We start from the raw sequence: 22,718 nt of genomic DNA, 5'->3' as shown, positions 1-22,718 counted from the left end.
AGGGCGTGGCCATCCGGTCCACCAGGACCTCGGGGTACCCCGCCGCCTACGCGATCGTGCAGGGCGACGGAAGCCCCGTCGTCCACCGCCGACGGCCCCAGCGCGGGCGGAGTGCTCTGGTCCACCGGGATGTGCGGCCGCGGCGCCTGCGCGCCGCGCAGGGCGACGTCGACCCGGTGGTCTGCACGAGCCCGCGTGCGGCCTGCCCGCCGGAGGCGTCCGACCCTGCCTGCGCCCCGCGCCACTGCGGCCCCGGTTCGCGGTCGGCCACGGGTGTTCTGCGATCAGTGGCCCGGCGAGTCCAGGCTGTAAGGTAGAAAACGGAATCAAGGGATTTATCGGGTGTCGGAGAGTGGAGCGGGGTGCGCATGTCTCCTGCACCGGCCGGCGAGGCAGTCGGCGGTGTTCCGCTTTGTGTCGGGGCCCGTCCTTGCGAGGTGCGGGACCGGTGACGGGCACGCGGGCTCGGCACCCGGTGTCGCAGGGTGGCGCGCACATGCGGGGCCGGTCCCGGCGGAAGCTGTTGGAAACCCTGCTCGACCTCGCTGACCAGGCGGTCGTGGTCTGCGACGCCTCCGGCGTGGTCCGCTGGTGCAACGGCCCGGCCGGCGTCTACTTTCCGGGCCTGCGGCAGGGGATGACGCCGGACCCCGCGGCAGCCGGACCCCTGGGGCAGGCGGTCGTCGCCTCTGCGGTGCGCTTCGATGGCGAATTCCTCGGTCGGCGGCTGACCGGCCACCGGAGCACGGTGCAGGACTGCTCGGTGTGGCTCGTCAGTGACGAGACCGAGGTCCGCCGGTGCGGGGCCGAGCTACGAGCCGAGCGGTTCCGGGCGGCGTTCCTGAGCGAGGCGGGCCGACAGCTGGGGGCCTCCCTGCACCACGGCCGCACCGCCCGGAGCGTGGTGGAACTCGCCGTGCCGGCCCTGGCGGACGCTGCGCTGCTCGTACTGCCGCCGCGCGTGGGCCACGTGGACTGGCACCGTTGCGCCGCGCCGGGCGCGGCGGTGGAGTCGGGCGCCTTGCCGGCGTCCTCCCTCGAGCGTGTGCCGCAACTGGCGAGGGCCCTGGCGGGCCTGTCGCCGCGGCCCGCCTCCTGCCAGCCGGGATGGCTCGGCGCGCTCGGCGGGGCGGCGCCGCCGGAACCGGGCAAGGGAGGGGAGTCGCTCGTGACGGCACTGCCGGGTAGCGGGGCCCCGGAAGGGGCTCTGGTTCTCGTCCGTTCGGCCGGAGCCGGGGGCCGGAGCAGGCCCGCCGCGGACGCCGCCTTGCTATGCGATTTCGCCTTCCAGGCCGGTATGGCGCTGTCGACCGCCGTCCTCTACGCCCAGCAGGCCCATACTGCGGCCGTGCTCCAGTCGGGCCTCGATCCGGCTCCGCTGCCCGAGGCGCCGGGGGTGCGGCTGGGTGCCGCCTACCGTCCCGCCCCGGAAGCACTGGGCTTCGGCGGCGACTTCTACCAGGTGGAGCCTGCGCGGGATGGCGGCGGGGGCGTGGAGTTCGCCCTGGGGGACGTCTGTGGCAAGGGCGTCGAGGCAGCCGTGCTCACCGGTCACGTCCGCCAGAGCCTGCGGACCCTGGCCCTCGTCGAGTCCCGGCCGCTCCGTGTGCTCGACGTGCTCAACCAGTCGCTGCTCGAGGCGGACTCGGGCCGGTTCACCAGCCTGGTCATGGGCGCGGCCCGTCAGGGCGCCCAGGGCACCCTGGACGTCGTACTCGCCGGTGGCGGGCATCTGCCGCCGCTGGTGCTGCGCCGTGGTGGCATCGTGGAGGCTGTGGACGTGGGCGGGATGCTGGTCGGGGCCCTGCCCGGCGCGGAATTCGGCCAGGCCGGTGTCCGCCTGGCACGCGACGAGCTGATCCTGCTCTACAGCGACGGGGTCACCGAGGCACGGGGCGGCCCCACCGGTGCCGAGGAGTACGGGTCGGAGCGGCTCGCGCACGACCTGGCGGGCTGCGCGGGGATGCCCGCCGGTGCGGTCGCCGAGCGGATCGACCTGCGCGTCGCCGAGTGGCTGGCTGGGCATGCCCACGACGACATCGCGATGCTGGCAATCCAGTCGTCGCCCCCCTCGCCCGGTTCGTCGGGTGCCGCCGGAGCCCCGCGGTGACCGGCGCGTCCGCCGTCGCGCCGGGCGTCCGTGCCGCCTTCGACGACCACCTCGCCCACGCCGACGAGACCGGGGCCACCGCGCTCGCCCTGGGCCTGCTGCGGGCCGGGGTCGCGGCGGAGGACGTTCTGCTCCGTCTGATCGCCCCGGCACAGGCCGCTGTCGGCGCTCGGTGGGTGTCCACGGAGTGGAGCGTGGCGCAGGAGCACGCCGCCACCCACGTGAGTGAGCGCGTGGTGAGCGGCGTGGCCGCCGCGGCCGCCGAGCTGCGGCCCCGGGACCTCGCACCGGCCCGCCGTGTCGTGTTCGCGTGCGTCGAGGGAGAGCGCCACACCCTGCCCGCACGGATCGCCGCCGAGGTGTTGCGGCTGCGCGGCTTCGACGTGACGTTCCTGGGCGCCAACGTCCTCGCCCCGTGCATGGTGTCCCACTTGCACCGGCAGGGGCCCGACCTGGTGGGCCTGTCGTGCATGATCCCGGTGCGCTTGCCTGCCGCACACCACCTCGTCGAGTGCTGCCGGCGCGCCGGGGCGCCGGTGCTCGCGGGCGGCTCGGGTTTTGGACCCGGAGGCGTCTGGGCCCGCACACTCGGAGCCGACCTGTACGCGCCCGATCCGGCCACCGCCGCCGAGACGCTCGCCGTGCGGTGGCCGCAGACCCCACGGGAAGCGGCGCCCCTGGAGCACCTCGCCGACGAAGAGTACTTCCGGATCGCAGGGCAGCGGGCCGAGTTGCTGCGGCGGCTGCTCGCCCACCTGCTGGAGAGGTACCCGCGGCTGCGCGACCCGGGTGCGGAGCACGCTGAGGCCGTTCTGGAGGACCTCGGCCGTCTCCCAGACGTCGTAGCCGCGGCAAACTACGTCGACGATCCGCAGGTCCTCACCGACTATCTCTCCTTCGGCGCGGAGTTCCTCCACGCCCGCGGCGTGCCCACCGCCGCTCTGGGCGCGGCCCTGGCGGCGCTGTTCGAGCCCCTCGGCGGCCTTCCGCGGGCCGCCGCGCACCTGGACGCCGGGCGGCGCTGGCTCACGGCCGCGGGCCACGCCGTCCCGCCCGGCTGACGGCGGGGCCCGGCTGACGCCCGGCGTCAACCATTCACCACTCGCAACATCTGGGCCGGAGCGACGTCGAGCATCAGCCGAGTCACTTCTTCGACCGGCACACGGAAGACCTATCGTTGCCCCCATGAGCCGCTGGGAGGAGTTGACAGGGGGGACATCCGGACAGGACTACGCCGCACGGTTCGCGGCCCTGGCCCGTAGCGGGAAGGACGTCCATGGTGAGGCGCGCTTCTGCGCGGCGATCGTGCCTGCCGGAGCGCGGGTGCTGGACGCAGGGTGCGGCACCGGACGGGTCATGATCCGGCTTGCGGAGCTCGGGTACGACTGTGTCGGGGTGGATCTTGATGCGTCGATGCTGGCAGTGGCACAGGAGCAGGCGCCGGACCTGCCCTGGTTCCGGGTCGATCTGGCCAAGTTCGAGCCGGAGCTGCTCGGCATTGCGGCGGACTTCGATCTCGTGGTCGCTGCGGGCAACGTTTTCCCGTTGCTGGCCGCCGGGACCGCGGCCGTGGTGGTGAAGCGCCTGGCCGCAGCCCTGCGCCCCGGCGGTCTGATGGTTGCCGGCTTCGGTCTGGCCGAAACCCACCTGCCCGTGCCGCCCAGCATCACCCTGGGCGAGTACGACGACTGCTGCCTCGCGGCCGGCCTCACCCTTGCCGACCGCTTCGCCACGTGGGATGCCGACCCTTACGACGGCGGCGGGTATGCCGTCAGCGTGCACCGCCGGTGAGGTTGTACGGCCCCCGCGGTTCTTGCACCACGAGGTACCCCTGCGCCACCACGACCGTATCGTCAGCGGCCGATTCCCCCCTCGGACACCAGCGGAGACCCCGGTTCACCTGGGGTCTTTCCGTTTCTCCGGCTGTGGCGTGACCAACCACGTGACCAACGGCTTGGAGACTTCCCAGGTCAGACCAGGGGTGACAGGCCGAGTCGGTCCGCACCGTAGGCGGCCAGTCGGCGCGCTCCGTCCTTACGAGAGTGGCCGTACCGGGCCATGGTGCCGGGTGGTGCCGGACGTTGGCGGAGACCTCTACGAGTGGTAACGGATGTAGCGGGTCACGGTGGACACTCCGGGAACCAACCGGTCCACCGCCCGCATCACCGGGCCCTCCACCGCGAGCGGATACCGCCAGGACCGCACACCCAGCCCATCCAGAGCCCACGCCGGCCCACGGACGTCCGCTGTCACCTGCCACCCCTCGTCGGCCCGCCGGAGCGTTGCATCGGCCTCAGCTACCTGATCCGGTCTCAGGATAGGTGCTGATTGCGGGCGGGAGGCCAGGACAGCGGTCTGGACTCTGGGAGTTGCCGCGACGCGCCCGATCCCGCCTCAAGGCCGCCGGAGACTCGGCTTCCGGCAACGCCCGGGCCAAGTGAGGTGCTGGCGCAGGCGGCCGATGTACTGACCCCAGCGAACAGCGATGAAGGGCAGCGCAGCAGCAGACTCCGTCGTGCCGTCCTCGTCGTCGCGCTCATCCCCGCCCTCACCGAGTGATTCCCTCCCCCAGCCAGACCCCTCAAGCTGGCAGTTCGCGATCTTCTCAACACGCCTCGGGTGTTGCTCCCTACGGCCACGCGGTCGACATAACTGACAGTGACACGTGCTGGCCTACTCGACCGGCCCCGGCCTGATCGAGGGGCAATCGGGCACGAATTCTCCGGCTCACGTTGCCCGTGCGGGCCGTGAGGCACAGGCAGAGTGTTTGCGCGGCAGTCGTACGACGGACCTACCTCAGGGGCGTAGGCGCATCCCAACAATTAATTGCATGTGCATACTCTCGGGGAGTGATCTTGTGACCCGCAGGAACCTCAACATCAATGAGCCCTGTTGCGGCCGGTCAAAGGATCTCGTGAACGTCCCACAACGATTGACGATACGGTGACGAGGGCCTCGACCTTTCGGTCGCGGTCCTTGTTGCGCATTCGTAGCTAATAGTGATGCCCGGCGCCTCGTAGAGGGGCCCCTTCTTCTCGACGGCTGCGAGCTGGATGCGCTGTGCAATATCTCCAAGACTCTCAGTGATCTGTCGGATCTGTTGCGCGTCGAGCGGGGATTGCTTCTTTCGGGTGACGGCGGGGCGTGCGTCGAGCTTCTTCTGTGCCGCGTCCTTGTCTCGCTGGGTCTCGTTGATCCACTGGGTGACGACGGCGGGGTCGGCTCCGACGTCGAGGGCGGCTTGGTGGCGGGCGAGTCGTCGCTCGCATTCCTTGATCGCCTGGCGTGCTTGGGCCTGCCACTTCACAAGCAGATCGGTGGATCGAGGCTTAGCCGACACGTCGGGACGCCCGTTGCGTCGGTGTCGGAGCCGACATCGCCGGCTACGCAGACCGTGTGGGCGTAGCCGGCGGATGTACTTCGTCGGGCGGCGTCGAGCTTCCGGGTGTCGCGCCGCGGCCGGCGGGGGTGGTGCCGGCCGCGGCGTGTCCCGGTGGAGTCAGGAGGTCTGCTGGCTCCATTGCTGGTTGCTGCCGCCGTTGCAGGTCCACAGCTCGACCAGGGCGCCATCGGCGGTGGAGCCGCTGGCGACGTCGAGGCACAGGCCGGACAGGACGTTGGTGACGGTGCCGTTGGCGTTGAGGTTCCACTGCTGGTTGGTCTGGCCGTTGCAGGTCCAGGTGATCACCTTGGTGCCGGCGGTGGTGCCCTTGCCGCTGGCGTCCAGGCACAGGGTGGTGCCGTTGTTCTCGGTGACGGTCAGCTGGTTGCCCGAGGTGTGCGTCCAGCCCTGGTTCGCCCCGCCGTTGCAGGTCCAGATGTCCGTCTGGACGCCAGGCGTGGTGGAGCCGTTCGGCACGTCCAGGCACTTGCCCGCGCCCACCGCGTGCAGCGGGCCGGTGTTGCTGCCGTAGCCGACGGCGGTGATGTTGGCCTGTACGGCGTCCTCGGTGGCGTCCGAGGGGTAGCCGGAGGTCATGACGCCTTCGTAGAAGGTGCCCGCGGAGCCCTTGCTGTTGTCACCGCCGATGCCCAGGATGATCGCGCCTTCCTTGTGCATCGGGTTGTAGCCGGAGACGTTGGGGCGCACGCCGCTGTAGAAGGTCGACAGGCCGCCGGACCGGGCGTCGCCGCCGCGGATGGCCCACTGGTTCGGGCCGCCCTTGACGATGGCGGTCAGGAACCGGTTGTTGACGGTGGGGTCGCCCGAGTTGAGGTGCTGGTTGACGCCGGAGAACAGGCCGTTCTCCAGGTCGGCCATGATCCAGGGGCCGGTGCCGCTGCCGGTGCCCCAGTGGTTCTCGGTGCCGAAGTAGATGGCCTCCATGTGGCCGTTGCCGGTGTCGGTGTTGCTGGTCTCGGCATTGCCGTAGTCGAAGCAGCAGCCGTTGTTGAAGTGGGTGCCGTCGAAGATGGCGTACATGCCCTCGGGCTGGTCGCCGGTGGCGATGCCGTTGGTGGTGTCGTTGCGGTAGCCGGTGCCGGGGGCGACGTAGACGCCGTACGCCTCGTGTCCGCCGGCGGTGACCGGCGCCGCGAAGGCGTTGGCGAGGTTGTCCGGCCCTCCGGCGGCCCCGCCCGCGGGTGCCTGGGTGAGGTCGTTGCCCTTGCCGGACTGGTCGTAGATGTCGGTGATGACGCAGCTGGTGTTCGCGCAGAAAGAGTCCTGCGCGGGGGCGTTGGCGAAGCCGCCCGCGGTCAGCACGCCGATGTTCAGGGTGGCGTTGTCGGAGGCGCGCCTGACCTGGTACAGCGGGCCGTTGTACGCCGCGTACAGGGCGCGGGTGGTGCTGTGCGCGGCGACGCAGGGGGTGCCGCCTGCGGCGTAGATGTCGCACGGCTGCTGGGTGGCGGCCTGAGAGGTGGTCGCCGTGGCGGTGAGCAGGCCGGTGGCGAGCGCGGCGGTGGCACCGGCCGCGAGGAGCGCGCGTCTCACACTGCGTATCCACGGTGGCTTGATCACGAAGGACTCCTTCACAGGGTGGGGTGTGATGCGAGCGTTGAGGAACCCCCGGTGTCCGGCTGTGCGGACGATGGGGTGGCGTTGAGGCCTCCGGTCCGGTGCGGCTTCGGCCCTGTCCGGCCGCACCGGACGCGCGGCTGGTTGCTCGTCAGCTCCAGGGGGAGGCGGCGAGCCAGCTGGTGTTCTGGGCCCACATCGGGGTGGTGTCCCAGGCGTTGGTACCGCCCTCGCTTGCGATGTAGCCGGTGAAGCTGTAGAGGCGGATGCAGGTGCTGTGCGCCGCGACGCACGGCGTGCCGCCCGCTGCTCAAATGTCGCAGGGCCCTTGTGTGGCGGCCCGGGATGCGGCGCCGAAGGCGATCAGGCCGACGAGGGCGAGCGCCACCGCGGCCAGGGAGGCAACCAGCCCCCGGCACAGTCGGCGAAACATGTGCAACGCAGGCACCATGAACTCCCTTGTTCATCGATACGGGACGGCAGCCGCGCTCAACCCGGTTCGCGGTGGGCTCTGGGGACGGGCCGATGGGGGTAATGGGGGTAGGGCGGGCGGCTCTTCCGGACGAGCGGATCCACCGACGGGCCACCCGCGAATTGTTAGCGCTCACAATTTGGAGGGCGAGCCAGCCGTCACTCGGCCGTTCGATCAAGCCATGACTATCGACGAACTCCCGATCGACGTCAAGACGTCGAACCATACGCTTCCAGAGAACGGACACGGCGGACCCCACCCACAAGCGGCAGACGCGATCCGCCCCTGCCCGTCCTGTCGCTCGGCTCACCGCGCAGTCTGCGCCACCCCCCTGCCCGGCACCGCGACGCACGCAGCCGACACCAGCGTCACGGTGGACTTCCCGACAGTCGGAGGTGTCCGCACCTGCCGCGCCTCGGGCATGATCGACGGGATGACCCCCGACGGCTCGCTGCCGCTGCTCAGCTCGTACGGCTCGTTCATGGAAGCGTGCGGCTTGGCCTCGTCCCGGCTGCGAGTCCTCGCGGTCAAGGCGACCACCTGTCGCGAGGCGTGGCCCGTGCCGCCACGTCGGGGCCTCATCCGGCCCACCTCGACCGGGCTGCGGCCAATACTGCAAGCGCACCTGGCATGGCGGACGTTGTTGGGTCACGTTGAAGTGACTGTGTGCTGATGAACTGAGGGTTGAGCAGGTCGAGTCGTGATCCGAGTGAACAACTGGGTTCCCATACCCGGTTCGGACACCGTTTCGGCAGGTAAGGCTCCCGTGAGCGGGCGCTGGACTACCTGACCGGGCTTGTCACCACGACCGCATCCTGTGCATTGACCAGATATACCTTGCCGCGGACACTGATGCGAGCTCAATGTGAGCGCTAACAAATCCCGGTGGGAGGCCTTGTGCGTCGCCATTTTCATAAGCCGTATCGAGTATTGCTTTCAGCGCTCTCGGTGACGCTGGCTGCCGTCCTGCTCCCCGGTCTGTCACAGAACGAGGCAAAGGCCGCGACGGGAGCCTCGGTCCTCGACGAGGATGCGATCCTGGCCGCCCAGGGCCTGGCCGAGCCGCAGTGGTACAAGGACAACATCCCGTTCCTGGACACTCCGGACACGAACATCAACGGCGTGTACTACTACAGGTGGAGCAGCTACAAGCGGGCCCTGCGCTACACCACGCCGGGCACCGGGTACATCTCCACCGAGTACGACCAGCCTGTCTGGTACTCGGGCAAGGCCTCCTACAGCGGACTGTCGGACGCGGCCGGCTACCACCTCCTCGACGGCCGCTGGCTGCGCAATCCGACGTACATGGACGACTACCTGAACTACTGGCTGCGCGGTGCGGGCGAGCCGTCGGCACGGGGCTTCAGCGAGTCGATCACCAGCGCCGCGTACCAGCGGTACCTGGCCACCGGCGACGCGACGCAGCTCAAGGCGGACCTGCCGCAGCTCATCGCGCTGTACAACAAGTGGAACTCCAACTTCACCCAGAACATCACGGTCAACGGGGCTCAGACGAGCGACAGCCTGTACTGGCAGACACCGGTCTCCGACGCCACCGAGTACACCGAGACGTCGATGCGCAGCACCAACTGGTTCGGGGGTGGCGCCGGCTACCGGCCGACCATCAACAGCTACATGTACGCGGCGGCCCAGGCGATCAGCAAGATCGCCACGATGACCGGGGACAGCGCGACCGCGAGCACGTACGCCGCGAAGGCGAGCGCGCTCAAGGCCGGGGTGCAGGATGCCCTATGGGATCCGCAGCGGCATTTCTTCATGCACGTGTACAACAACGACTCGACCAACAGCGGCATCGCGGGCACCCGCACGACCTGGCGGGAGGCGATGGGGTACACACCGTGGGCGTTCGAACTCCCGGACGCCCAGTACTCCTCGGCCTGGCAGTACGTGAACGACCCGCAGCGCTTCGGGGCGCCCTTCGGGCCGACCACGCTGGAGCGGGTGCACGACTTCGAGGCCGAGCAGGCCGCCGTCGTCCACGCGAACGTGCACAGCAGCTCCAGCGCCTCCAACGGCCAGTACGTCGGGCAGATCGACTACTCCGACAGTTCCGTCACGTTCACCGTGAACGCACCCGGTGCCGGCACCTACCCGGTGACCGTGTACTACACCAACGCCACCGGCGCCACCTCCACCCACAACCTGACCGTCAACGGGGCCGCCACACCGATCACGGTGAGCTACGCGCCCACCAGCGCGTGGGGCTCGTTCTCCAACGCGCAGGCCGTGACGGTCCAGGTACCGATGAACGCCGGCGCGAACACGCTGAAGTTCACCAAGGGCACCGGGTTCGCCGAACTCGACAAGATCGCCGCGAATCCGTACTTCGACTACCAGGCGTTCCCCGCCACCCAGAACCACGACGACACCAACTGCTGTCACTGGGACGGGCCGACCTGGCCGTTCGACACCTCCGCGATCCTCACCGGGATGGCGAACCTGCTGCAGGACTACCCGGCGCAGAGTTACGTCACCAAGCAGACGTACGACACGATGCTGAGCCAGTTCGCCACGTTGCAGCACAAGAACGGCAAGCCATACGTCGCGGAGGCGGCCAACGGCGACACCGGTGACTGGGTCTACGACGCGTCGGACTTCAGCGAGAACTACAACCACTCCAGCTTCAACGACCTGGTGCTCACCGGCATGCTGGGGATCAAGCCCCAGGCGAACGACACGCTGGTCCTCAAGCCGCTGGTACCGGACAACTGGAACTACTTCGCGCTCCAGAACCTGCCCTACCACGGCCACACGCTGACGATCCTGTGGGACAAGGACGGCACGCACTACAACCAGGGCTCCGGCCTGCAGGTCTTCCAGGACGGCACGCGCATCTACCAGTCGGCCGGTCTCGGCAACGCCACGATCCCGGTGGCGGCCCCGTTGACCCCGGCGGCGACGACCCGTCTGGACAACGTGGCCGCCAACGCCTGGACCGCCGACCAGGAGTGGTTCAAGGGCTGGGACAACCGCACCTACACGGCGACCTACCCGAAGGCGTTCGCGTCGTACACCAACACCGCCTCCAACGGCAATCGCTGCCGCAGCGCCAACAACCCCCGCTGCGTGCAGGCCTTTGACTCGCCGCTGAAGGCGATCGACGGGTTCATCGGGTACGACCGGATGCCCGACGACCGGTGGACCAACACAGGATCCACGAACAGCACCGACTACCTCGGCGTGGACTTCGGGTACACCCGACCGGTCAACGAGGTGAAGATCTACACGTACGACGACGGGCAGAACGTGCGCGCGCCGCAGAGCTTCGACGTGCAGTACCTGTCGAGCAGCACGTGGACGTCGGTACCGAGTCAGGCCAAGACTCCTGCCACTCCCGCCGCCAACGGGCCCAACGAGGTCACGTTCCCGACTGTCAACACCTCGCAGCTGCGGGTGGTCTTCACCCCTCAGCCGGGCAAGTCGGTGGGCGTGACCGAGTTGGAGTCCTGGTACCCGCAGAAGACCGTGCAGATCGTCAACAAGAACAGCGGTCTGAACCTGAGCGTCAAGGGCGCAGCGACCACCGCCGGCGCCGCTGTCGACCAGGAGACGGCCGACAGCGGCCTCAACCAGCAGTGGCAGCTGGAACCGGCCGAGAACGGCTACTACAAGATCATGAACCTGAACAGCGGCCTCGTCCTGGGCATCTCCGGCGCCTCCACGACCGCAGGCGCAGCAGCCCTGCAGTGGGGTGACACTCTGACCCCGGACCACCTGTGGAGCGTCGTCGACGCCGGCGGCGGCTACAGCAAGCTGGTCAACAAGAACAGCGGCCTGCTACTGGGGATCCAGAACGCATCCACGGCGGCTGGAGCCGCCGCCCTCCAGTGGAGCGACAACGGCACCGCGGACCACCTCTGGAAACTGGTGACGGTCAGCTGATGGTGGTGCCACCCGCCCCGACGCGGCCGCAGGGCGGGGGCCGGTGGTGACACGGTGACCGGGAGGTCCTCGCGGCGATCGGCTTCGTGGCCACCACCGGCTGCACCTGGCGGCAGTTGCCGCCGGTCTTGTCGTACACGCCCTGCGCCCGCAAGACAGGGGCGGGACCGTCCGCGGGTGATCGAGACCACCACCAGGGTCGCCGCCCGCCGGCCCGGCGCAGGTGCGGCCGGTCTGGGCCATGGTCGCCAACCACTACACCAAGCGGCTCGGGCTGTCCGCCACCTGCCTCACACAGATCGCCGCCAAGGCCGCGCCGAGGGCGGTGACGGGGACTACGGGGCCAACCGCGGCGGGTTCGACCAATCCAGGCTCCGGGACGCCGACGTTCACACGGGACATGGCGACGGACACCAAGGCCACCCCGAAGCCCTCCGCTTCCGCCTCCCCCACCGCGAGGGGTGACCTCGCGGCGACCGGCTCCGGCGAGACCGTCGGATGGACGGCCGCCGCGGGCGTCACCGCCGTCGCCGGCGGCCTGCTCTCCCTGCGCCGCCGCAACCGGGGGCGCCACGGGGCGTCGTAGGAAGATGTAACACATTCCCAGGGCCTGTTACATCGAAGCGACCCTCTTCGACCGACATACCACCGGTGACGCCGGACCAGTCAAGGACGCCCGCTCCGTGTCCTTCCGGGCCGAGGCCGTCGACAGCAAGGGCACCAGCGTCACCCGGACGCTGGTCAACGCCCACCGCACAACGAGCACACCGCACCACGAGGTGAAAGAAGTTCCCGGCTTGAGGCATGTTGATACTCGTGGAGGGTTCCGCCGAGTCGGTCTCGTCGGCGTATCTCCAGCTGTCTGATCTGTACTGGTTCGTTGATCGGTTGGGGGAGTGGGCGGAGCGGAGCGGCCTGGCTCAGGGCTCGGTGCGGGCGATGGCAGTTGTAGAAGTTCTCGAACTCGTGGAGCGCGTGGAGGAGGCGGCTCTGGTTCCAGATCAAGGTGCGGTCCAGGCGTTCTCGTCTACAGGTCTGGATCCACCGCTCCATGAGGGAGTTCATCAGCGGTATCTGGATGCCGGTGGTGACGACCGTCAGGCCAGCGCTGGCCAGTAGGGCGTCGAAGACGGCGGTGAACTTCGAGTCGCGGTCCCGGATGAGGGATCTGGCCTTGCTGCCCGCGTCCTCGAGATCCATGAGCAGATTCCGTCCGAGTTGCACGATCCAGTCCGCGGTCGGGTGCGCGGTGGCGCCCAGGACCCGGATGCGCCTCGTCGAGTGCTCGATGACGGCAAAGACGTACAGCCGCGCTCCCGTCGGGGTCCGGACCTCGAACAGATCGCAGGCGAGCAGCGCCTCGGCCCGGCCGCGCAGGAAGTCGGCCCAGGTCGTGCCGTGACGTTCGGGAGCGGGAGGGATGCCGTGTTCTTTGAGGATCTCCCAGACGGTGCAGGCGGCGACCTTGATGCCCAGGGCGCTGGCGGCTGAAGGCGCGCATCCGCAAGCGCAGCAGCAAGTACACCTTCACTGCTGGCAAGCACCCACGGACAGCACAGCCGTACAGCCTCCACTTCGAGATGATCAAGGAAGTCTGACTTGACAGCACCAACGTGGGCCAAACGCAACGGTGTTGCACGAAGCGAGACGCCATCGGGAATGACGACAGCGGTGCCGTACAGCACAGTCGGGCCCCCTCCGCTCGTCATATGTCTCGAAGCGTGCCGCGATCTCGCGGCAGCGCACGGCAAGTGCAGGGAGCCCGACTGCGGTCAGTCACCGGATGTGTCACCGCGGGTGTCACTCCGCGTCGCGGCGGGCCTGGCCGCGGCGGCGGAGCAGCAGGAGGCCGCCGGCGACCGCGGTGACGCCGGTCGTGGCCGTCCACAGAGCGAGGTCCGAGGTACCGGTGGCGGCCAGGCCCTTGTCGCTCTTTCCGCCCTGGGCGCGGACGTCCCCGGAGGACTGCCCGGCCGAGGACCTGGATGAACCGGATGTTCCGGAGGTACCGGACTTGGCGCCCGCCGACTTCGACGGGGACGGTGAGGCTGCCGCCTCGGCCGCGGTGGCCTTGTCCCGGGTGTACGCCAGTGTGCCGAAGCCGAGTTCGTCGAATCCGCCGCTGTTCGGCCCGTAGTCGCCGCCGCCTCCCTCGGTCCCGTTGCGGGCCACCATCTCGCGGGTGTTCGGCATGGCCATGTCGCGCCTGTTGGCGTAGTGATTGTAGACCCGCGCCCAGACCGGGCGCCCACCGCCACGGCCGCCTTGGGATATGCCAGTCTCCTTCGTGTTCAAGCAGTGCACGCCGTTTGTCCAGGTGTAGGTCGTGTAGGGCACGTTGTAGCCAAGGTTGTACCGGGCGACGTACTCGCACGCCTTGCGGAACTTGGAGTCCTCCGCGCCGTAGAGGTCGACGCCCTGGTTCCAGGCCATCTCGCAGATGGTGCCCATCAGGCCGATGCCCATCAGGCTGTGGCCCTGGTCGCGCCCGCTCTCCTGCCACTGGGCCAGGTCATGGTTGTAGACGTGGGGGATCGCCTTGTCCAGCGCGCCGTTGCCTGCGCCGTGGTGGAAGTAGTCCACCGTCTCGTTGAACTTGGCCTGGTCGTCGCAGAGGATCCCGATGGCCATGACCGAGGCCATGGAGCACAGGTCCCAGTTCGCCCAGTAGTGGCCGATGCAATTGGTCTCGCGGTGCATGAACTCGTGGTTCATCGGATAGAAGTAGTTGACCAGCATGTCCTGGAAACGGGCCAGGTCGAAGCCGGGGTAGCCGCGCATGAGTTCGCCGACGTTGGCGAACTGGTACCCGTAGATGCCCGCCAGGAGCACGACCTCGGAGCCTCCGGCGATGCCCTTCACCTTCCCCGACCAGGCGTTGCAGATGTCCCGTGCGGTGTCGGCGTGTGCGGTGTCGCCGGTGATCTTCCAGCGCAGCGCGTTCTGGTAGGCGGCGTGGATGTCGTGGTAGAGGGCCCCGTAGTTCTGGGGGCCGCCCCCTCCCCGGGTCGGGGGCACCTGCACGTTGGGCAGCCACGTGCTCTGCGAGTGGCGGTTGGCGGTGAGCCTGGCGAAACCCGCCGTGTAGGGGGCGGCGCCCGCCTTCACCTTGGCTGCCATGCGCTCGAGGTCGGCCCGGGTGTGGAGCATCCCGGGGTGTGCGAAGGACGTGCTCGCCGCCGTCGCGGGGGAGGCGGCCACGCCCGTGCTGATACCGATACCGACTGCGCCGGTCGCCGCTCCCGCGGCCTTGAGCATGCTGCGTCGGCTGATCCGAAGTGTCACTGCGTTCCTCGGGCTCTCGTGGGGACGGTGCCTACGTAGGGGAGACGTGATACGGAGCGGGCGATAACACAAAGTGGGCGCCACTGATGAAAGACAGGTGGTCTTGACCGTCCTCCGTCATGGGGCTTAGCGGCACCCGGACGCATCTGCACAGGCAGGTCGACTGTGGCCGGCGCTCCCAGGAACACTGCGGGTGCCGATACATCATCCGGCCTGGTCAAGCGGCATGTCGGTACTCGTGCAGGGTCCCCCCGAGTCGGTCTCGTCGGCGGACTTCCCGGTGCTCGATCTGCGCTGGCAGGTCGATCGCCTCGGGTGGGGGTGCAGAGGAGCGGCTTGCTTCGACGTTCGGTGTGGTCGATGCCAGTTGTAGAAGGTCTCGAACTCGCGGAGTGCGTTGAGGAGGTGTCTCTGGCTGCAGATCAGGGTGCGGCCTGGGAGTTCCCTGCGGCAGGTCTGTGTCCAGCGCTCCATGAGGGAGTTCATCCGCGGCATCCGGATGCCGGTGGTGACGGCCTTCAGCCCGGGGTCGGCCAGCAGGGCGTCGAAGGCGGTGGTGAACTTCGAGTCTCGGTCCCGAATGAGGAGTTCGGGCCTTCTGTCCGCGTCCTCGAGGTCCATGAGGAGATTGCGTCCGGGCTGCACGATCACTGCGCGGTGGGGTGTGCGGTGGCGCCCGGGATCCGGATGCGTCGGGTGGCGTGCTCGATGACGGCGAAGACGCACAGGCGCGCGCCGGTCAGGGTGCGGGTCTCGAAGGGATCGCAGGCTGGCAGTGCGTCGGTCTGGCTGCGGAGGAAGGCGGCCCAGGTCGTGTTGTGCCGTTCGGGTGCGGGCGGGGTGCCGTGCTCGCGGAGGTTCTCCCAGACGGTGGAGGCGGCGGCCTTGAGGCCGAGAGCCGCGAGTTCACCGTGGACCCGGCGATATCCCCATGGGGGATTCTCCGGGGCGAGGCGCAGAACAGGGGGCGGATCGAGCGGATGGTGGGCGGGTGGCCGCGGCGTTTGGTGCGCAGGTCGCAGTATGGCATCGTTTGAGCAGGTTACGGTGTCGGCACGGGATCGTGTCCGGATGTACCAGCGGCAGGAGGTGCCGCAGCTTGTCCGTCGGGAGGTGCGGGAGCTGCCCGGCGAGGACGGCGCGGTCGGTGTCGGTGAACGTGGGCTTGCCGACCTGACGTTGTAGGACCGGCAGTTGGTGACGCAACGCCAGGATCTCGATGTCCTTGTTACGGTCGCTCATCGGCAGAAGGCGCAGGAGTGCCAGGGTGTTGGTCGCGGTGAGACAGGCCAGACGCAGAAGTACGAAAGAATCACGATGGCGTACGCGTTTGCGCACGTGAAAAGTCTGGGGCACGGCCAGAGAGCGTTGATCAAGGCCGCGACCTGGGTGGATGATGTATCGGTTGCCGCAGAGTCCTGAGTCGGAATTTGGGTATAGAACTTGGGAGCTGTGTGGCTCACGCCGCCCTATGGGCGTGGAGCCGCCCTTGCGCCACCAAGACCGTATCGTCAGCGGTCAACTCGCCCCTCGGACACCATCGCCGATGACACGGCGACGAGGGCCTCGACCTGACGGTCGCGGTCCTCGTCGCGTTGTGGCCGGCGCACCGGCCACGGTGGCCATACCTGGCGATAGCACGGACGACAGCACCAGACGCCGCGCCCGGTGACATGCAAGGATCAGGCATGACAGTCCTGGTCAGTGCGATGATCGGGCCGAGCGCGCACGCTGGTTCGGCTTCGCTTTCGACGTGCTCGTCGCAGGCGTGCGAGCGGGGCCACGGCCAGCGGCACGGCGGGACAGCATCGTGCCCGCAGCCGTCACCGGAAGGCTGGTGCGCAATCACCCACGCCTCCACGAGGAATCCGTCGAGCAGCGAGCCGAGCGGGGTCGGTCCGATGCCGACACATGTCGCCCCCTCCACATCCCTGGTCAGAGGGCATCGACGCCACTCACCTTCCAGCCGTCGGAGGTGCGCGTCAGCGTCAGTCGCACCCGGTTCAGGTCCAGTCGGGGCTCCGGGACCTGGGTGCTCTGGGTGACCTGGTTGACGAAGAGCAGGACGACGGCCTTGTCCGGCGCGGCCGACACGACGGACGCGGCAGGGGTGCCGCCGTCGGAGGGTGTGGCCACGGTCGCCTTCACCACTGCGTGGTAAGTCGTCGCTGTCGGCGCGACCACCGTCTTCGTCGTCCTGCCGTACTGGTCGCGGAAGTGCCCGGTCAGCAGGGCGCGGGCCCGGGCGAAGTCCCGGTCCAGGTGCCGGTAGTCGTACGACAGCACGACCGGCGCCGCCTCCCGCGCGGCCGCGAGGGCTTCGCCCCGGGCCTGCTCGGCCTGCCGCCCCTGCCGGTACTGCCACCCGAGGACGGCTGCCAGGACCAAGGCCGCCACGAGCGCGAGGACCGGCACCGCGGTGAGCACGCTCCGTCCGGCCCTGCGCGAGGGCCTGCTCTCCTCCTGCACATCCTCGAAGGGCTCGGGCGCGGGCTCCGGCGGGTGTTCCCAGCCGTCCGCCAGGGGCTCGACGAGCAGGGTGCGCCCGGGGACGGCATCCTCTTCCTGGCGGGCTGCGCGCTTGGCCGCCGCGCGGGCGGCCGCGGTCATGGTGCGGCGGCCCGGCGAGCCGGTGCCGCGGGTGCGGGAGGTCGGGTTCGCCACGGTGTCTCTCCTCATTGACGGCCTCACAGTCGGGTCGGTCGGGTCAGCCCACGAACGTGACATCGGAGGTCAGCCAGCGGCCGGCCACGCGTACGAGGTCGAGCTGGAGCCGGTAGGTGCGCGCCTGGCCCGCTGGCGCCGCGGTGTTGGTCACCTTGCTGTCGGCCACGACCAGGACCCGGGCCGAGCCCGCGTCGGACCGCACGATGCCCGCTTCCAGGACCTGCCCCTCGGACACCGACTTGTTCTGGGCGACGAGCTTCGTCAGCTGCGCGGTCTGCGCGGCGAACTGCTTCTTGAAGTCGCCTGTGGCGCCCTCCAGAACGGTGCGGCTGTCCCGGTCGTAGTGCCGGTAGTCGAGCGAGGTGAAGTTCAGCGCCGACTGGCGGGCCGCCGCCAGGATGTCCTGACGGCGCTGCTGCGCCGCGCGCTGGTCGGCCAGCTTCAGGCCCAGCCAGACACACAGCACGGTCGTCAGCACGGTTGCGGCGACGAGCCCCGCCGACAGCAGCCTCGCCCGGCCCCCTGTCATGCCATCGGTCCCACGAGCAGCCATTGCCACGACTCCTTTCCGAACACGGTCTGTTGGCCGCCCGTCGAGCCGATCTCGACGGGCGTTCCGTCCGGGCCGGTCACGGTGCCGGTCTCCGGGTCGTACGGGGCCGCGAACGCGGCCTGGCCGGCGCCGTACCGGCCGCCGGCCGGGCCGGGGGCGTTCTGGGCACCGCGCACCGAGGTCGTGCTGCCGCGCGGTGCCGTGCAGCGCGCGCCGGTGTTCGCCGGGCGTGTGCCGGTGTCGGCGGGGTCGCGCCGCTGGGTGCCGTAGCCCTGGGTGCACGCGGGCGGGTCGTCGGCGTTCACTGTCAGACCGAAGTGGGTGGTGCCGTCGCCGGGGATGACCGTGTAGCTGCCCGCGACCGTGAGCGGGAGCGTGACCAGGGCCTGTTGGACGCCGGGCAGCCGGGCCAGGGTGATCTGGCCGCCGCTGATGAGGTTGGCCAGCAGGACCGGTACGTGCGGCCGGGTGGACTTCAGCAGGGAGTCCACCTGCCGGTCGGCGGGCGCGGTGTTGCCGATCAGCTTGCGCAGATCGCCGTCGCTCGACTTCAGCTGCTCGGTGAGCGTGGCCAGGTCGCGGGAGAACGACTTGATGGCCGAGCCCTGGTCGGCCTGTGTCTTGAGCACCTTCCGCGAGTCCTCGATCAGCGAGATCGTCTGGGGGAGCGACGCGGATGCCGATTCCACCAGCGCGTTGCCGGAGTCCACCAGCCGGCTCAGGTTCGGTCCGGTGCCGGCGAAGGCCTTGCCCAACTCGTCCACGGTGACCCGCAGATCGTCCTTGCCGACCGAGTTCACCAGCCGGTCGAGGCTGAGGACCAGGTCGGTGACCGGCAGCGGGGTCCTGGTGCGGCTGCGCGGGATCGGGCTGCCGTCCATGAGGTACGGCCCGCCCGACCGCCGCGGCTGGAGGTCGACGTACTGCTCGCCCACCGCCGAACGGTCGGCGACGACGGCGAGCGTGTCGGCCGGGATCCTCGGGGCGCCGTCCTCGATCTTCAGCGCCACCGACACCCCGGACCCGGTCAGCCGCAGATCGCCCACGCGGCCCACCGGCACGCCCCGGTAGGTGACCTCGGCGCCGGGGAAGACGCCCCCGGACTCGGCGAAGTCGGCGCGCACGGTGTACCCGCGGTGCAGGACGTCGTCCACGAGGCCCGTGTACCGGGCGCCGACGTACGACACCCCGAGGGCGGTGACGGTCGCGAAGGCGAGCAGCTGGGCCCTGACCGTACGTGTGATCACGGCATGATCCCCTTCAGCATCAGCTCGGCGAGGCCGAGATCGATCCCGGGCGGAAGACGACGCGAGCCGCCCCCGTTGCCGTAGGCCGCGGTGCACACGGGCGGGCACAGCAGGGTGCTGCCGTCGGAGGGCGTCGAGGGCACGGCGGGTGCGGAGGGCACGGGGGGCACGGACGGGGTGCCCGGCAGGGACGGGACGGACGGGAGAGGGACGGGAGTGGGGAGGCCGGGAAGGTGCGGGGTCCCGGGGGCCGGGGACTTCCCGGCCGTACCCCCCTTGCCCGGCTTGCCGGTGACGTTGCCGTACAGGTTCGCCAGGTCGAGGTCGGCGGTGATCTTCAGGTTGACGTAGTCGCCCTTGACGGCGTCCGTCACGTTGCGCGGGAACGGGTAAGTGGTGAGGATCTCCAGGGAGTTGGGCAGGTCGTCGCCCGCCTTGTTCAGCTCCTGCAGGATGGGCTGGAGCTGCTTCAGGTCGGTGACGGTGTCGTCGTGGGAGGCGTTCACCACCCGGGTGCCGGTCTTGCCGAGCGTGGACAGAGCGGTGAGCATCCTCGTCAGGTCCTTGCGCTGGTCGGCGAGGGCCTTCAGCGCGGGCGGCATGGTGTCGACGGCCAGGGCGATCGTCTGCTTCTCGTCCTTCAGCCGCTTCGCCAGCCGGTCGACGCCCCTGAGCGCGCGCACGATCTCCGCCCGCTGGTCGTCGAGGCCGCCGAGGAAGGTGTCGAGCTGCTTCAGCAGGGACCTGACCCGGTCCTCGCGCCCGCTGAGGGCCTTGTTCAGCTCGACGGTGATCGTCTTCAACTGGGCCACCCCGCCGCCGTTGAGCAGCGCGGACAGGGCCGACAGCACCTCCTCGACCTCCGGGTTGCGGCCGCTGCGGGACAGCGGGATGACGGCGCCGTCGTGGAGCCGTCCGACGGGCGCGGTGCCGGCCGGCGGGGACAGGGCGACGTACTTCTCGCCGAGCATGCTCGTCTGCCTCAGGTCGGCGACCGCGTTGCCGGGCAGCTTCACCGAGTCCGCGATGCGCAGCCGTACCCGCGCGTGCCAGCCGTCCAGTTCCACCTTCTCGACCGTGCCCACGGTGACGTCGTCGACCTTGACCGCCGACTGCGGCACCAGGTCCAGGACGTCCCTGAACTCGACGGTGACGTGGTAGGCGTGGCCGTCCGAGGCGGCGCCGCCGGGGAGCGGGACGTCGTACCAGCCGTTGAACTCGCAGCCGGTCAGCAGCAGCGAGCCGGCCGCCGTCCAGGCGGCCACCCGCCCCACGCGCTTCACGCTCATGCCGGTGCCCCCAGGATTCCGCCGAGGGTCTTGTCGACCGTGCCCGTCGACGCCGGGGCCGACGGCAGCTTGGGCAGGGAGTCGAAGAGCTTGTTCAGCCCGGCGCAGTTGTCATGGTCGGCGCCGGTCGTCTTCAGGATCGAGCAGAGCAGCGATGCCGGATCCTGAGGGGTTTGCGCGTTGTTGCGGGTGTCGAGGGTGCCGGCGGCGGGGTTGTAGGCGTTCTGCAGGTTCGACAGGCCCGTCGGGGCGACGGTCAACAGCTCCTCCAGTGCGGCCCGTTGGGTGACGAGGATCTTGGTGACCTTGGCCAGGCCCCGCACGTCGGAGGTCAGCGCCTTCTTGTTGCCCTTCACGAAGCCGGCCACGTCACCGAGTGCGGCGGCCAGGTACTTCAGCGCGGCGGCGAGATCCTTGCGCTCCCCGGCCAGCTGCCCGGCCACGTCGGCGAGGTCGGTGTCGAACGACCGCACGCTTGCGTCGTCCGCCGCCAGCGCGGCCGTGAACACCTGAAGGTTCCGTACGGTCCCGAACAGGTCGCCGCGCCCGTCGGACAGCGTGGTGACCGCCTGGGACAGGTCGACCACCGTCTGGTTGAGGTTCTCGCCCTGCCCCCGGAGGTTGTCCGCGCTCACCCCGAGCAGCCGGGACAGCGAGCCCTGCTTGTTGGCGCCGTTCGGGCCGAGCGCCTCGGCGGTGGTGTGCAGGCTGTCGAAGATCCGGTCCAGCTCGACGGGGACGGCCGTACGCGACTCGGGGATGACGTCCCCGTCCCGCAGGACCGCGCCCTTGCGGTACACCGGCAGCAGCTGCACGTAACGATCGCTGACCACCGAGGAGTTGACGATGGCGGCCTGTGCGCCGGCGGGGACCTTGCGCCCCCGGTCGTACTCCAGCTCCACCCGCACCCGGTCGCCCTCCGGCGTGATCTTCCTGACCTCGCCGATGCGGACGCCGAGGACGCGGACGTCGGAGCCGGGGTAGATGCCGACGGTGCGCGGGAAGTACGCCGTGACGTGGACGGGGCCGGGGCCCGGCCAGAGCACGACGGCGAGGCCGGCGACGACCGCGAGCGCGGTGAACAGGGCCAGCAGTCTGCGGGTCATCGGGTGCCTCCCGTCCGGGGCGTGACCGGGGCGGCGACGAGGTTCTGGACGTAGGAGTCGAACCAGCGGCCGTTGCCGAGGGTGTTGGTGAAGAGCCGCACGTAGGGGGCGAGGAGCTGGACGCTGCGGTCGAGGCTCGCCTGATTGCGTTCGAGCATCTTCAGGAAGGTGTCGAGGTTCTTCAGCGCGGGCCCGATCTCCTTGCTGTTGTCGTCGACCAGGCCGGACAGCTCGATGCCCAGCAGCGCGGAACTCTTGAGCAGCGTGTGGATCGCCGCACGCCGCTTGTCGATCTCCTTGAACAGCGCGTCACCGTCCTTCACCAGCGCGGAGAAGTCCCTGGTGTGACCGGCCAGCACCTTGGTGACCCCGTTCGCATGGTCGAGGAGCCCGCGCAGTGCCTGGTCACGGGAGGCGACGGTCCGGGAGATCCGTGACAGCCCCTTGATCGACGCCCGCACCTCCTCGGGGGAGTCCCGGAAGGTGAGGGAGAGGGTGTCCAGCGCCTTCGCGAGCCGGTCCGTGTCGACCGCCTCGGTGGTGGTCGTCAGGTCGCTGAAGGCCTGGACGACGTCGTACGCCGACACCGTCCGGCCGAGCGGGATCTCGCTGCCCGGCTTCAACTGGCCGGGACCCTTCGGGTACAGGGCCAGGTACTTCGCGCCGAGGATCGTCTTGACGCGGATCGCCGCGCCCGTGTCGGTGCCGAAGGCGGGCCGGCCCTTCACCTTGAAGGTGACCTTGACGTGGTCGCCGGCAAGGTCGACGCCGTCGACCTTGCCGACCTTGACCCCGGCGATCCGTACCTCGTCGCCCGGCTTGAGCCCGCCGGCCTCGGAGAAGGCCGCGCTGTACGTGTCGCCGCCGATCAGCGGCAGGCTGTCGGCGTTGAAGGCGGCGAACGTGAGCAGCGCGAGGACGGTGAGGCCGACGGCACCCATGACGACCGGGTTCTGCTCGCGGAACGGCTTCAGGCGCGGCCGCTTCAGCCGGATCCGGGGCAGCTTCGGCGGCAGGACGCGTACCTTGACCAACGGCTGGGGGCGGGGCCTGCGCTGCGGCAGCAGCCGGGGGAGTCGCGGCAGCTTCGGCGGTAGGACCCGTACCTTCACCAGGGGCTCGGGAC

General features: G+C 69.7%; 14 protein-coding genes and 4 pseudogenes. 7 read left to right on the top strand and 11 right to left on the bottom strand.

Going from position 1 to position 22,718, the window contains the following annotated elements; genetic code table 11:
* The first annotated feature begins 496 nt into the window (after positions 1–496).
* From ACIRVK_RS29330 to ACIRVK_RS29320, 3 genes are all read left to right on the top strand, one after another.
* Positions 497–2,110, top strand: coding sequence for a SpoIIE family protein phosphatase (locus tag ACIRVK_RS29330; protein ID WP_404252240.1), 1,614 nt, complete (start codon positions 497–499; stop codon positions 2,108–2,110).
* Complete coding sequence (locus ACIRVK_RS29325) at positions 2,107–3,171, top strand: B12-binding domain-containing protein (RefSeq protein WP_404252238.1); 1,065 nt, start codon at positions 2,107–2,109, stop codon at positions 3,169–3,171. Before ACIRVK_RS29330 ends, ACIRVK_RS29325 begins: the two co-directional genes overlap by 4 nt.
* A gap of 124 nt (positions 3,172–3,295) precedes the next feature.
* Positions 3,296–3,901, top strand: coding sequence for a class I SAM-dependent methyltransferase (locus ACIRVK_RS29320; RefSeq protein ID WP_404252236.1), 606 nt, complete (start codon positions 3,296–3,298; stop codon positions 3,899–3,901).
* A gap of 1,111 nt (positions 3,902–5,012) precedes the next feature.
* Here the strand turns inward: ACIRVK_RS29320 and ACIRVK_RS29315 are convergent.
* The gene (locus ACIRVK_RS29315) at positions 5,013–5,417 is read right to left on the bottom strand and encodes a hypothetical protein (RefSeq protein ID WP_404252234.1); all 405 of its coding nucleotides are present in this window, start codon (positions 5,415–5,417) and stop codon (positions 5,013–5,015) included.
* Between the two features lie 192 nt (positions 5,418–5,609).
* Complete coding sequence (locus ACIRVK_RS29310; protein ID WP_404252232.1) at positions 5,610–7,073, bottom strand: arabinofuranosidase catalytic domain-containing protein; 1,464 nt, start codon at positions 7,071–7,073, stop codon at positions 5,610–5,612.
* Between the two features lie 890 nt (positions 7,074–7,963).
* On the opposite strand from ACIRVK_RS29310, the pseudogene ACIRVK_RS29305 reads away from it, so the two are divergent.
* The 4 genes and pseudogenes from ACIRVK_RS29305 to ACIRVK_RS29290 all read left to right on the top strand — a co-directional run.
* Positions 7,964–8,149, top strand: a pseudogene (locus ACIRVK_RS29305) (conjugal transfer protein TraS); the annotation flags it as partial.
* A 341-nt stretch (positions 8,150–8,490) separates the two neighbouring features.
* Entirely contained in the window at positions 8,491–11,445 is a 2,955-nt protein-coding gene (locus ACIRVK_RS29300; RefSeq protein WP_404252230.1) for an MGH1-like glycoside hydrolase domain-containing protein, read from the top strand.
* A pseudogene (locus tag ACIRVK_RS29295) lies at positions 11,445–11,570 on the top strand (transposase); the annotation flags it as partial. The gene ACIRVK_RS29300 and the pseudogene ACIRVK_RS29295, both read left to right, overlap by 1 nt.
* 116 nt (positions 11,571–11,686) lie before the next feature.
* On the top strand, positions 11,687–12,031 hold the full coding sequence (locus ACIRVK_RS29290; protein WP_404252228.1) for an LPXTG cell wall anchor domain-containing protein: 345 nt from the start codon (positions 11,687–11,689) through the stop codon (positions 12,029–12,031).
* Positions 12,032–12,186: 155 nt separating this feature from the next.
* On the opposite strand, the pseudogene ACIRVK_RS29285 reads toward ACIRVK_RS29290, so the two are convergent.
* The 9 genes and pseudogenes from ACIRVK_RS29285 to ACIRVK_RS29245 form a co-directional block, all read right to left on the bottom strand.
* A pseudogene (locus tag ACIRVK_RS29285) lies at positions 12,187–12,927 on the bottom strand (integrase core domain-containing protein); the annotation flags it as partial.
* A 318-nt stretch (positions 12,928–13,245) separates the two neighbouring features.
* Positions 13,246–14,730, bottom strand: coding sequence for an alginate lyase family protein (locus tag ACIRVK_RS29280; protein WP_404252226.1), 1,485 nt, complete (start codon positions 14,728–14,730; stop codon positions 13,246–13,248).
* Between the two features lie 217 nt (positions 14,731–14,947).
* Positions 14,948–15,816, bottom strand: a pseudogene (locus ACIRVK_RS29275) (integrase core domain-containing protein).
* A gap of 849 nt (positions 15,817–16,665) precedes the next feature.
* Positions 16,666–17,394: a hypothetical protein gene (locus ACIRVK_RS29270; RefSeq protein ID WP_404252224.1), complete on the bottom strand. Its 729-nt coding sequence runs from the start codon at positions 17,392–17,394 to the stop codon at positions 16,666–16,668.
* A 43-nt stretch (positions 17,395–17,437) separates the two neighbouring features.
* Entirely contained in the window at positions 17,438–17,926 is a 489-nt protein-coding gene (locus tag ACIRVK_RS29265; protein WP_404252222.1) for a hypothetical protein, read from the bottom strand.
* On the bottom strand, positions 17,923–19,197 hold the full coding sequence (locus tag ACIRVK_RS29260) for an MCE family protein (RefSeq protein WP_404252220.1): 1,275 nt from the start codon (positions 19,195–19,197) through the stop codon (positions 17,923–17,925). Before ACIRVK_RS29260 ends, ACIRVK_RS29265 begins: the two co-directional genes overlap by 4 nt.
* Positions 19,194–20,486 (bottom strand): MCE family protein, encoded by a 1,293-nt coding sequence (locus ACIRVK_RS29255; RefSeq protein ID WP_404252218.1) that lies wholly within the window; start codon positions 20,484–20,486, stop codon positions 19,194–19,196. Before ACIRVK_RS29255 ends, ACIRVK_RS29260 begins: the two co-directional genes overlap by 4 nt.
* Positions 20,483–21,592: an MCE family protein gene (locus tag ACIRVK_RS29250; RefSeq protein WP_404252216.1), complete on the bottom strand. Its 1,110-nt coding sequence runs from the start codon at positions 21,590–21,592 to the stop codon at positions 20,483–20,485. The genes ACIRVK_RS29255 and ACIRVK_RS29250 overlap by 4 nt, the downstream gene beginning before the upstream one ends.
* Positions 21,589–22,533, bottom strand: coding sequence for an MCE family protein (locus ACIRVK_RS29245; RefSeq protein WP_404252284.1), 945 nt, complete (start codon positions 22,531–22,533; stop codon positions 21,589–21,591). The genes ACIRVK_RS29250 and ACIRVK_RS29245 overlap by 4 nt, the downstream gene beginning before the upstream one ends.
* Positions 22,534–22,718: the final 185 nt, after the last annotated feature.

Source organism: Streptomyces sp. NPDC101152, assembly GCF_044768275.1.
GTDB lineage: Bacteria > Actinomycetota > Actinomycetes > Streptomycetales > Streptomycetaceae > Streptomyces.
This window is presented reverse-complemented; position numbering and strand designations above follow the sequence as displayed.